General features: G+C 38.4%; 12 protein-coding genes. 9 read left to right on the top strand and 3 right to left on the bottom strand.

Translation table 11 applies throughout. The annotated features are described in order from the left end of the window. The first annotated feature begins 84 nt into the window (after positions 1-84). The gene (locus MHH51_RS17145) at positions 85-1314 is read left to right on the top strand and encodes an MFS transporter (protein ID WP_339282602.1); all 1230 of its coding nucleotides are present in this window, start codon (positions 85-87) and stop codon (positions 1312-1314) included. A gap of 54 nt (positions 1315-1368) precedes the next feature. On the opposite strand, the gene MHH51_RS17140 is transcribed toward MHH51_RS17145, so the two are convergent. Beyond that, positions 1369-1746, bottom strand: a complete 378-nt coding sequence (locus tag MHH51_RS17140; protein ID WP_339282601.1) for a hypothetical protein — start codon at positions 1744-1746, stop codon at positions 1369-1371. 355 nt (positions 1747-2101) lie between these two features. Between MHH51_RS17140 and rfbA the strand changes: the two genes are divergently transcribed. From rfbA to MHH51_RS17100, 8 genes are all read left to right on the top strand, one after another. Continuing rightward, positions 2102-3034, top strand: coding sequence for a glucose-1-phosphate thymidylyltransferase RfbA (rfbA, locus tag MHH51_RS17135; protein ID WP_147210303.1), 933 nt, complete (start codon positions 2102-2104; stop codon positions 3032-3034). Continuing rightward, a complete protein-coding gene (gene rfbB, locus MHH51_RS17130) occupies positions 3027-4055 on the top strand; it encodes a dTDP-glucose 4,6-dehydratase (RefSeq protein WP_147210304.1) in 1029 nt (342 codons plus the stop codon). Before rfbA ends, rfbB begins: the two co-directional genes overlap by 8 nt. Beyond that, positions 4031-4990 carry a glycosyltransferase family 2 protein gene (locus tag MHH51_RS17125; protein WP_147210305.1) on the top strand — a complete coding sequence of 320 codons (960 nt, stop codon included), beginning with the start codon at positions 4031-4033 and terminating at the stop codon, positions 4988-4990. The genes rfbB and MHH51_RS17125 overlap by 25 nt, the downstream gene beginning before the upstream one ends. 39 nt (positions 4991-5029) lie before the next feature. Then, entirely contained in the window at positions 5030-5710 is a 681-nt protein-coding gene (locus MHH51_RS17120; protein ID WP_147210306.1) for a GNAT family N-acetyltransferase, read from the top strand. Positions 5711-5747: 37 nt separating this feature from the next. Continuing rightward, on the top strand, positions 5748-6104 hold the full coding sequence (locus tag MHH51_RS17115) for an EamA family transporter (RefSeq protein ID WP_147210307.1): 357 nt from the start codon (positions 5748-5750) through the stop codon (positions 6102-6104). A gap of 4 nt (positions 6105-6108) precedes the next feature. Beyond that, positions 6109-7239, top strand: coding sequence for a dTDP-4-amino-4,6-dideoxygalactose transaminase (gene rffA / locus MHH51_RS17110; protein WP_156984850.1), 1131 nt, complete (start codon positions 6109-6111; stop codon positions 7237-7239). Then, positions 7202-8893, top strand: a complete 1692-nt coding sequence (locus MHH51_RS17105; protein ID WP_339282594.1) for a DUF6044 family protein — start codon at positions 7202-7204, stop codon at positions 8891-8893. Before rffA ends, MHH51_RS17105 begins: the two co-directional genes overlap by 38 nt. A gap of 250 nt (positions 8894-9143) precedes the next feature. Further along, positions 9144-10454, top strand: coding sequence for a 3D domain-containing protein (locus MHH51_RS17100; protein WP_339282593.1), 1311 nt, complete (start codon positions 9144-9146; stop codon positions 10452-10454). 62 nt (positions 10455-10516) lie between these two features. Here MHH51_RS17100 and MHH51_RS17095 read toward each other — a convergent pair whose 3' ends face one another. Together MHH51_RS17095 and MHH51_RS17090 are read right to left on the bottom strand one after the other, a co-directional pair. Beyond that, the gene (locus MHH51_RS17095) at positions 10517-11617 is read right to left on the bottom strand and encodes a CopD family protein (RefSeq protein ID WP_147210311.1); all 1101 of its coding nucleotides are present in this window, start codon (positions 11615-11617) and stop codon (positions 10517-10519) included. Positions 11618-11620: 3 nt separating this feature from the next. After that, positions 11621-12196, bottom strand: coding sequence for a copper resistance protein CopC (locus MHH51_RS17090; protein WP_147210312.1), 576 nt, complete (start codon positions 12194-12196; stop codon positions 11621-11623). Positions 12197-12212 lie beyond the last annotated feature (16 nt).

Here is a 12212-nt window from a genome sequence, read left to right as displayed (position 1 = left end):
AAACATCACTAATTTTAATTATACAACAATATTTCTGATGGATATAATAAATATATACTGTTTTTTAAGAAAGTGGTGTTTTTCATGTCGGAAAAGCTTTGGACAAAGGATTTTATGTTGATTACACTAGTGAATTTTCTTATGTATATTATTCACTATTCTCTTATTGTAACTGTGACTGTATTCACAATGGAAGAGTACAAGGCAAGTGAAGGAATGGGAGGCTTAGCAGCTGGAATATTCATTATAGGTATGTTAGTTGGACGTCTGTATTCCGGTAAATATATTGACCAATGGCAGCCCAAATATATTTTAATGATTGGTCTGGTTGCTTCTATTGCCACTATTTCTCTTTATTTCACAATTCATAGCTTGGTAATTCTAATGATTGTCCGTTTTTTACACGGAATCGCTTTTGGTATTTCATCTACCTCTACGGGGGCTATTGCTTCCAAAATTGTTCCTGAATCTCGTAAGGGAGAAGGAATTGGGTACTATGCATTAAGTACAACCGTAGCATCTGCAATCGGACCATTTGTTGGTATTTTAATTAACCAGCGCCTTGGATTTGAAATGAACTTTACATTCTGTCTGGCAATTATTACAGCAGCATTCTTAATTGGCCTGACAATAAAAAAAATTAACATGGCTCCTCTGCCAAAATTGGAGGATCAAAAATTGCCTGCTCCGGCAAAAGGGCTGGATAAATATGTGCAGAAAGAAGCATTGCCAATTGCTTTTGTTGCAGTATTCGTAGGGGTTGCATATGCAAGTGTACTTTCCTTCTTAACTGCATATGCACAGGAAATTAACCTTGTTTCTGTTGCAAGCTTCTTCTTTATGGCTTATGCCGTAAGCACATTGGTTTCACGTCCGTTTACTGGAAAAATATTTGACCGTTTTGGAGAAAATAAAGTAATGTACCCATCCTTTTTAAGCTTTGTTATTGGATTAGGCTTATTAGCAACAGCAACAAACGGGTTTTTACTATTATTATCCGCTGTTTTTATTGGTCTGGGGTATGGAACAATCATACCAAGTTCTCAAGCAATTGCTGTAAAAGCTGCTCCAAAAGAAAAGAATGGTTTGGCAACATCAACCTTTTATATGCTTGCAGATTTAGGAGCAGGCTTTGCTCCATTTCTTTTAGGCATGCTGATTCCATTCTTAGGCTACCGTAATCTATATTTAGCCATGGGTCTGTTAGTGGTCGGCATTACCGTTTTATACTATTTTCTGCATGGGAAAAAAGCAAAGCAGACGAAAATGATAAAACAAGAAACGGCAGCAAGCGAAGGAAGCTGGGCAAATTAATTATTTTATCCCTCTTCATCATTCAATTCAAAATGGTGAAGAGGGTTTTTAATTTTATTCTTTATCGGATTGTTTTACATAATGCGTCAAACAAGATTTTTCCAAACTGGGATTTCCTGTCTTCGAAAATCGCAATGTTTTTTTTGCACCTTTTCCCCAGGATTTATAGACAGTTACAGAAGGCTTTAAATGATGTTCTTTAGCATATTTTTTGAAGCCCTGTAGAAAGTGTTTTAATTTTGCCAGATTAAGATTAATTGCTCCTTCTAAATAATTAATTCTTTTGAAACGCCAGCCTTCCACCTGCTTAACTGTTAGCCGGTCCATTTGCACCAAAACATTAATTGGACTGATATAACCTTTGTCTCTAAGCTCTGCGGAGGCATTTTTATATATTTTTCCTCTAACTGTTCTTGATTCATTTGAAATCAATCTCCATCTATCTATTTAATTATGATTGTTATTTTACCAAAGAAGAATCAGCATATGCGTGCTTATATTTTTTATAGATTATAATTTCCCGGACTTAAAGAGAATATCGCTTTAAACTTTAAAAGCTGGGTCCTTAGATACAAGATTACCCCTGAACGTCTCTGTCTTTTAACACCTTTATCCTAATTGTGGCAATTCTTAGGCAATGAACACCGTTATTATTACCATCCCGAAATAAATTTGAAATAAGAATGTAAGTTTATAAATGGTCATAAGAAGGAATACTTAATCTAAGAGTTATATTCACAGAGAAGTTTTTTATAATAAAAATCTATTTTAACGGAGGGTGTGTACCATGAAAGGGATTATTCTCGCCGGAGGAAGCGGAACACGTCTATCTCCAAGTACGGATAGTATTAATAAGCACCTGCTGCCAGTATTTGATAAGCCGATGATTTATTATCCATTATCTGTCTTAATGCTTGGCGGTATTAAAGAAGTGATGATAATTAGTACACCGGAAGATACGGAACGCTTTGAAAGGTTATTAGGAGACGGATCTTCCTTAGGTATTCAAATTGTCTATAAAGAACAGTCTGAGCCAAAAGGAATCCCGGAATCTTTTCTTATTGCAGAAGATTTTATTGGAAAAGATGATGTCACTTTAATTCTTGCAGATAATATTTTCTTTGGTCAGGGCTTTACAACATTACTGCGGAATGCAATCAAAAAACATAAGCATGCAACCGTGTTTGGTTATCGTGTGAAGGATCCAGAGCGCTTTGGAGTGGTTGAATTTGACCATCATCAAAATGCGATTTCCATTGAGGAAAAGCCGGAGGACCCTAAATCAGATTTTGCGGTGACAGGTCTGTATATCTATGATTCCAGAGCTGTTCAAATTGCGAAAAAGCTCAAACCCTCTGAGCGCGGTGAATTAGAAATTACAGATTTAAATAAAGAATATTTAAAATGGAACCAGCTTCATGTAGAGCTGTTAGGAAGAGGATTTGCCTGGATGGATGCAGGAACGCAGGAATCCTTATTTGATGCAGCTGAATTTATTAAAACAACACAGCAGCGTCAAGGTTTCAAGATTGCCTGCCTGGAGGAAATTGCTTTCTATCTGAATTATATCTCCCGGGATATGCTTTATGAAAAAGGAAAATCTATGGAGAAAACAGACTATGGACAATATTTAATGGAAATTGCAAATCGAAAGCATAACCAGCAATACTGGGATGCTATTGATCATCATCCAATGTTAGGGCTGGTAGGAAATGAGTAAGGCTATCTTAATTACAGGCGGAGCCGGATTTATCGGCTCTAATTTCATCCAATATTATCAGAGGAAATATCCTGACCAGCAGTTAATTAATATTGATAAGCTGACCTATGCCGGTTCATTAAATAACTTAACAGAAGTAGAAAATAAAGAGAACTATCATTTTATTCAAGGAGATATTGCGGATATAAATACAGTGGCAGCAATTTTCAAAGAATACGATATTGAGGGTGTGATTCATTTTGCTGCTGAGTCTCATGTAGACCGCTCCATTGATGACGCCAGTCCATTTATTAATACGAATGTGGTGGGGACTTTGAATCTTTTACAGGCGGCCAGAGCCGACTGGGAGACAAAGGGAGTGCTTCAGGAGCGCCGGTTTCATCAAATATCGACCGATGAAGTCTATGGATCATTAGGAGAATCTGGCAAGTTTACAGAAGAGACTCCTTACGATCCAAGAAATCCGTATAGTGCATCAAAAGCTGGTGCGAACTTTTTAGTGAAAAGCTTTGGTCACACGTATGGTATGAATGTTATTATCTCCTCCTGTTCGAATAATTATGGTCCGAGACAGCATGAAGAAAAGCTGCTTCCGACGATTATCCGGCATGCTTTGGCAAATGAACCGATACCGATTTACGGTGACGGGAAGAATATACGTGACTGGTTATTTGTAGAGGATCACTGCAGAGCCATTGACATGGTTTATCATCAGGGCAAAACCATGGAGATATATAATGTTGGCGGGAATAATGAACAGGAAAATATGAAAATTACAAATTTAATTTGTCATTTACTAGATGAACAAAGATCGGATTTACTTCAAACTTACCGTTTGGAGCATTTTTCTGACTTGATTACCTTTGTTGAGGATCGTAAAGGTCATGATAAAAGATATGCTATTGATGCAAGCAAGATACAAAGAGAACTAGGCTGGCAGCCCGAAGTAGGTTTAGAGGATGGACTGAGAAAAACTGTGGGATGGTATTTACAAAAATGGAAAACGAACGTACCGATTTAATTTCTGTAGTGATTCCAGTCTATGGCTGTGAACGCTGCCTGATCGAGCTTGCAAACCGAATTATTCAAACAATCCAGTCCATTCCAGCAGATTATGAAATTATTATGGTAAACGATGCGAGCCCGGATCATGCCTGGGAAACAATTCTTAAACTTCACCAAAAAGATAAAAAAATAAAGGGAATTAACCTGTCCCGTAATTTTGGACAGCATCATGCAATAACCGCAGGTCTTGATTTTACATCCGGAGATTGGGTGGTTGTGATGGATTGTGATCTGCAGGACCGCCCGGAGGAAATTGTGTCTCTGTATGAAAGGGCAATGGATGGTTATGATGTTGTGTTTGCACAGCGTGTGCAAAGGCAGGATAAAAATTTGAAAAAATTCACGTCCAAGTCCTTTTATAAAGTCTATGATTATTTTACAGGGAAAAAGACAGACGCTTCGATAGCGAACTTCAGCATTTCCCATAAAAAAGTAGTAGAGAGCTTTCGAAAGCTGCGTGAGCAGAACCGTTATTTCCCTTTTTTTATTCAATGGATGGGATATCAGCAGACAAAAATAGAAGTGCAGCATGATGCCCGAAAAGAAGGAAAGTCATCCTACCAATTGAAAAAATTATTTGCTCTGGCAACGGATGCGATTGTTTCTCAATCAAATAAACCTTTGAGGCTCTCAATTGGTGTGGGATTTCTGATGGCTTTTGCTTCTTTTATCTATGCGTTATATCTGTTTTTTCGCTATTTCTTTTTAGATGAGCTTGTTCAAGGCTGGACCAGTGTGATGGTATCTATCTTTTTTATTGGCGGCTTAATATTTTTCCAGCTTGGAATTATCGGCCTCTATCTTGGAAAAATTTTCAATGAAGCGAAAAACCGGCCAATCTATTTAATTAAAGATATAAAAGGTGCAGTTCAAAAAGTTCAACAAAAATAACATATTGAAAGAAGAAGTCTGGTAGAGAGGAAGAGGAGAATGAGTAAATATTTAGAACCCACGCCCTGGGACAGCCGTAATTTCCCGCTCGCAACCTATCAATTGACCGAATATAATGAAGATGCATTAAGGGAATCGGCAGATGTTGAGGGGCATTTTACCGTTAAGGTAGACCCGCTCGCAGATAAGGCATTACTTCATAAATATGGTTTTTACTATGCAGATACGTTAATGGAGCCCTACTGCTACCGCGATAAATTTTTAAAAGAGCGGGCTGGTGATGTATCCTTTCATGAAAATTATAATGCAGATGATATATTAGCTATTGCCGAAGAAGCATTTCAAGGCGGCAGATACCACCGTGATTTTCAAGTACCAAATGAGATGGCTGATCTACGTTATCGAAATTGGGTAAAGGACTTAATTGAGCAAAAGCTGATTCTTGCTTATAAGCAGGAGGGGCGTGTGGAAGGCTTCTTTGCTTATCAGGAAGAGAATATTCTGCTTTTGGCAATGCATAAAGATATCCGTGGGCAAGGATTTGCCAGTCCTTTTGCAGCAGCATGCGTTAAGGAGCAGTTTGAACGGACAGGTAAGGAGCAGCTGATTACATCGATCTCTCCCAGTAATCCGGCATCATTAAATGTCTTTATCGGATTAGGTTTTCGGTTACGGGCGGGTAAGGATATTTATCATAAAGTGAATGGTTCCTTCTATTAAAAAGGGTAATGAAATGAAGTGTTAGGGGGAGAGGAACTTGGGTTATTTTTATATTGCCGGAACTATTCTATTTACTGTCTATGGACAATTGATTATAAAATGGACAATGGATAGACAGGGAGAACTGCCGGACGGCTTATTTGATAAGTTTTTGTTTTTATTTCAGCTTGTCTGGAACCCCTGGATACTATCCGGTTTTATTGCAGCATTTTTAGCGGCATTAAGCTGGATGGCAGCTATGACGAAATTTGATATCAGTTACGCTTATCCGTTTATGAGCCTTTCTTTTGTTCTTGTGTTTATTTTATCTGTTCTTTTATTTGGAGAACCGGTCAGTACACAGAAAATTATTGGCTTTGCTTTTGTCGTAATAGGTATTCTGATAATGAGGTGATACCATGATACCATTCAATAAACCATGCTATATAGGAAAAGAAGATGCAGCAATTAGTGATGCAATATTAAAACAGAAATTATCAGGAAACGGTACCTATGGGGAAAAATGTATACGCTGGCTCGAAGAAAATATGGGTGTCAAAAAAGCTATGCTTACCCCATCTTGTACAGCAGCATTGGAAATGACAGCATTACTGACAGAGATTGGAGAAGGAGATGAAGTTATTATGCCTTCTTATACCTTTGTTTCGACAGCAAATGCGTTTGCTCTTAGAGGGGCGAAAATTGTCTTTGTTGATGTCGAACCAGGGACAATGAATGTCGACCCGGAGCAAATTGCAGCAGCAATCACAGATAAGACAAAAGTAATTGCAGTTGTGCATTATGCTGGTGTTTCCTGTGATATGGACAGCGTCATGGAGCTTGCCGAAAAGTATAAGCTGTGGGTTGTCGAGGATGCAGCGCAAGGCTTAATGAGCTTTTATAAAGGGAAAGCTTTAGGAACCATTGGACACTTGGGAACCATCAGCTTCCATGAAACTAAAAATTATGTTTGTGGTGAAGGAGGAGCGTTATATATTAATGATCCTTCCTTAATGGAGCGCGCAGAGGTTATTCAAGAGAAGGGGACGGACCGCTCTCAATTTATCCGTGGAGAAGTGGATAAATACACATGGAGAGATATTGGCTCCTCCTATCTGCTCAGTGAGCTCAATGCTGCTTATCTTTCTGTACAGCTGGAGCATGCAGAAGAAATAAATGAAAATCGTCTGAGGACGTGGGAAATGTATCAAGAAAGATTGACACCTCTCGCTGAAACAGGAGAAATAGAACTTCCTTCTATCCCGGGAGGCAGGAAGCATAATGCACATCTTTTCTTTATTAAAACAAGGGATTCAAATGTTCGCCGACAACTGATCCATTATTTAAAGAAACGTGATATATTAACCGCAACACATTATGTTCCGCTTCATTCTTCTGTCGCAGGGAAAGAATGCGGCATCTTCTCTGGAGAGGACCAATATACAACGATAGAAAGTGAACGTTTATTACGGCTGCCACTTTACTATGGAATAAGTAAAGGGGATGTAGAGTATGTCATTCAAAGCATTCAGCAATTTTATGCACAATAAGTGGATATGGCTGGGCTGTCTTATTTTACTTGCTTACTTATCTCCTTATGTGATTTATGGTGAAGATGTACATATTAGAGTCCATGATAATATGGACTCTAATATTGTCTGGTATAAAGTGCTTGCTGAGAGCGGCTCTATTTTCACTTTAACAGATGTGCAGCTTCCTTATGCAATTGACGGACTTCCACGCAGTGCTTTGCCTTCTGCATTTGATGCAGCACTTTGGCTGTATGTCCTGTTCGAACCAATCACAGCTTATACTATCAGCCAGACTATTATGCGCTTTGCAGCGTTTTTTGGCATGTACTTATTATTAACACGCTTCGTTGTAAAAAAAGAGACAACACCCTGGATAACGGTTGGCATTTCGCTTGCTTTTGCTATGCTTCCCTACTGGCCGTCAGGAGTTCTTTCTATAGCTGGCATGCCGCTTGCTTTATATGTCTTTTTAATGATTCGGAAATATCGGACAAATGCTCCGAAGCATACTTGGGTATTGCTTCTGCTAATACCGTTTTTTGCGAATTTTGTCCTCAGCTTTGTTTTCTTTCTGGCGGTAATCGGTGCATTATGGCTGATTGACCGAATCCGTTATAAAGAATGGAATTGGACTTTTTTTACCGCACTGGCAATGATGGCGGGTATTTTTCTGATGAAGGATTATTTGCTAATTACATCTATGTTTTTTGATGATAGCTTTACCTCACATCGAGAAGAACTGGAGTTGAGCGGTAATACGTTTGAACGGAGTTATGAATTGGCATGGGAGAACTTTTTATACGGTCATACGCATGATGAAGCAGTTCAGGCCTATATTATTGTCCCCGTTATTTTATTGGCCGTCTTGATCGCTTTATTTAAAAATCGGCATCCAAAGTGGCTTTTTGCACTGTTTTTAGCGAATTTGGTATTGTCATTCTGGTATGCATTCTGGTACTGGGAGGGCTGGCAGCCGCTGAAAGAAAGTATTTCTGTTTTAAATACATTTAATTTTGCACGGATTCATTTCATGGATCCGCCAATTTGGTATATTGCCTTTGCACTCGCTTTAGGTATCCTCTGGAGGTTTAAAAAAATTGGGAAGCTGATTGTGGTTGCACTTATTATAATGCAATGTGTAATGCTGTTCGGTCTGACAGAAGAGTTTAAATATAGGGAAGCAAATACCCCGACTTTTAAGGAATTTTACTCAGAGGACTTGTTTACATCCATTAAGGACTATATTGGAGAGGATCCAAGTGATTATCGTGTTGTCAGCATCGGCTTACACCCGACAATAGCTCAGTATAATGGATTTTACACCCTGGATACGTATAATAATAGCTTTCCACTCGAATATAAGCATGCCTTTCGGAAGGTGATTGCCGGCGAACTGGACAAAAGCCCGACCTTAGAAAACTATTTTGATACCTGGGGCGGAAGACTATACATGTATTCAGCAGAGCAGGGCAAGGATTATATGTTTACGAAGAACAGAAATGAATCTATTCAGGATTTAGCTATTGATACAGACGCTTTAAAGAAATTAGGAGGAGAATATATATTATCCGCTGTTCCGATTGAAAATGCAGAAGATATCGGATTGTCATTGGAGGAAACTTTTGAAGAAAAAGATTCTGTATGGGAAATTTATTTATATCACGTAATGTAACTGGATTGTAATATTACGCTTGAAAGCATTCGTATGACAGGCTTGGGCAGCTTTTTTCTCTTGATGTGATACAAAACTGTAATATTTCGATAACCTTTCTGCAATCTCCAGATGTTACACTGCACTAGGAATTTATATTGTGTTAAATTTATCCTATGATTCACAAAACTGCATAATAAAAAAGGGTTTTAATGCTTTTTTAAGAGAGAGAGACCTATGTAGTAGTGATGCAGGAACAGGGGGAAAAGAATTGAAGAAATCATTTTTGCTAGCGATAGTAATGGTAGTTGGTTTCATGAGTTCCAGTATTGTACCAGTTCAAGCAGAAACTGCTGATGATCTCGAGGGAGTTCGTGATCAGCGTTCGGAAGTCAAGACGGAGTTGTCTGATTCTGAGCAACAAATTGCTTCAGTGTTAGAAGAATTGGAGCAGTTAAAGAGTGAAATTGCAAGTACAGAAGCAGAATTAGAAGAAAAGCAGCAGGCGATTGATGAAACAGATCAACAGATTGATGCTTTATTAGAAGATATTTTTGTATTAGAAGATGAAATGTCAGAGCTTGAAGACAAGATCGAGGAACGTTTTGAAATATTAAAAGACCGTATGAAATCTGTTCAGCATTCCGGCGGAGACATTAATTACTTAGAGGTGCTCTTCGGTGCGCAGAGCTTTGAAGATTTTATTTCACGGGCAAATGCAGTCAACAAAATTGCAGATTCTGATGCTTCATTAATTGAACAGCAGGAGGAAGATATAGCTTCCTTAGAGGATAAGCGTTCAGAAGAAGTAGACAAGATGGCTGATTTGAATGATTTAAAAGATGAACAGGCAACTGCAAAAGAGAGTGTTGAACTGGCATTGGCAGATAGTAATGCACAAAAAGATGAATTAGAAACGAAGCAGGCTGATTTAGAATCACTTGTTGCTGAGCTGGAAATTACTGATTCACAATTGGCATCTTTAGAAGCTGATATACAAGCAGATATTACTGCTGAAGAGGAAAAAGTAAAGGAAGAAGAAGCAGCTAAGCTTGCAGAAGCTGAAGAAAAAGCAGCGGAAGAAGAAGTAAAAGTTCATCAGGAAAAAGAAACAAGTGTAGCAGCAAAAACAATTACAAATGATTCAGAAAAAGAAAATGAAGAAGCTCCTGTTGAAAAGGAAGAACCGAAAGAAGAGCCTTCTGAACCAAAAGAAGAGAAGAGCTCAAATAATGAAGATAAAGTTGAAAAAGAAGAATCAGTAGCAGTTAAAGATGAGCAGAGCTCTGGAAAATCATTTACAGTGTCATCAACCGCATATACGGCGAACTGCTCTGGATGCAGTGGAATTACTTCAACTGGATTTGATTTAAAACAAAATCCTGGTGCAAAAGTAATCGCTGTTGATCCAAGTGTTATTCCACTCGGCAGTATTGTAGAAGTGGAAGGTTACGGAGTAGCTGTAGCACGAGATACAGGCGGAGCAATTAAAGGTAATAAAATTGATGTTTTCTTTCCAGATACATCTCAAGCGCACAGCTGGGGAAGAAAAGATGTTAAAGTAACGATATTAGAAAGATAAATAAAAGCATGTATCCTGAAAATAAAGGATACATGCTTTTTGTTTATTACGCATACTTTTTATCAGCTGATTACAATACTTTGTATAAAAGCAAAGTATCCCATTATGACAAAGAGAAGCGATGTAAGATAAGAAAGTGCAGGATGTCTCTTCGTTTTAAAAATATAAATGTTGGCTGCAAGACACACAGCTGCTAAGCTGATAAAGAAGAAAACAGATCCGTCTAATACTAAATTTATTCCTGCGCCATCCATAGATCCATCATAAAACATATTCAATATCGGAGCATATCCGCTGTGCGCAATAAGATTTTCAATATGAAGCGGCGGTGATTGCTCGTTCATAATACCTGTCAGTAATAAGATAAATAGAATAATAAAGAATTCCACTCGTATCCAGGGCTGTGCCTGGAAGGCTGTATCAGCTTGTAAACGCCGTTTCATCCATACGCCGTTAAATATGGCATATAGCAATAGCGGGATGATAAATAATTGTTTTAAAAATAAGCTTTGTCCATAAGAAACTAGAAGAGCGTCGCCATATTGTCTCAAGTCAACAGTGAATTGTGCTAATAGAATACCACTGAGAACGACAATAGCGAAACAGATCAATGCAAATGGATGATATCCTTTTATAAAACGCAGCCAGTCGATAGATTTTGGCGCAAACCAGCTTACCATGATCAAGGTTCCAACCCAGGCACTTACCGCAAACATATGGATTGAATGCGTTACTGCTCCCGAAACTCCTTCGAATGACCCTGCATGACTTGCCCAGCCAATTCCAATTGCCGTCAGAGCTGTGAAAATAATTCCTGTCCATGCCGCTTGTTTACTGTTTGTATCTTTGACAAAAGCAATATAAACGCTGAAAAGAACGCAAATAATAAATAAGAATAACCAGGCATTTCCAATGCGAAAGGATAATAAGACAGTTTCAAAGCCTGAGCCTAATGAAGTTCGCTTGGCAATATGGCTGATTAGCTGAATAAGCGGAATAAATGCAAATAAGGCAATTCCCCAAATCGCCGCAAGCTGTAGGTTAGAGGATACTTTGATCTTAATAGAAGAAGTGGCAGGAAGCAATCTGACCAGAAAGCTTCCTGCTAAAAAGGCAAGGCAAAGGTATAAGAATGTTTCTGTGAAAATGGTTAGATAGAACATACATTATTTCTTCCTTTTTAGTAATACAATAGCTACAACAGCGATAATTGCAACAAGCAGAATAGTAATCAGCAGGGTATTTGAATTACTATCCTCTGCTGCTGTATCTTGAACATCACTTTCAGAAGCGGCCTCATTTTCATCAGCCTGTTCTTCCGTTGCATCTTCATCTTCCTGTCCTTCTGTATCTTCCTCTGTATTTTCATCAGCTGCTGCTTCCTCAATGTCCACTTCAAACGAAAGGGAATCCTCCATCGGATGACCATCCACACCAATAATATCCCAACTAAGGGTATATGCTCCATTTTCTAAAGGCTCTGTAACATCAGCAGATAATTCATCATCATTCACAGTAATATTATCAAGTGTAATCTCTGTTCCATCCTCTGCTTGTAATTCCAATACAGCACTTTCTTCAATCACTGTTTCAAAATAAAGGGTAACACTGTCTAAAGCTTCTGTTACTGTTGAGCCTTCCTCTGGATCAGATGTATCAAGATGTGTATGTGCAAAGGCAGGGCTTGCACTGAATACGAATAATAAGGTAACTAGAGCTAAAGCTCCTGTAAGTTTTTTCATAATGTTTTTCTCCTTT

Source organism: Oceanobacillus sp. FSL K6-3682 (genome assembly GCF_037976165.1).
GTDB classification, from domain to species: Bacteria; Bacillota; Bacilli; order Bacillales; family Amphibacillaceae; genus Oceanobacillus; species Oceanobacillus sojae.
The sequence above is the reverse complement of the archived record's forward strand: the minus strand, read 5'-3'. Positions and strand labels throughout refer to the sequence as shown.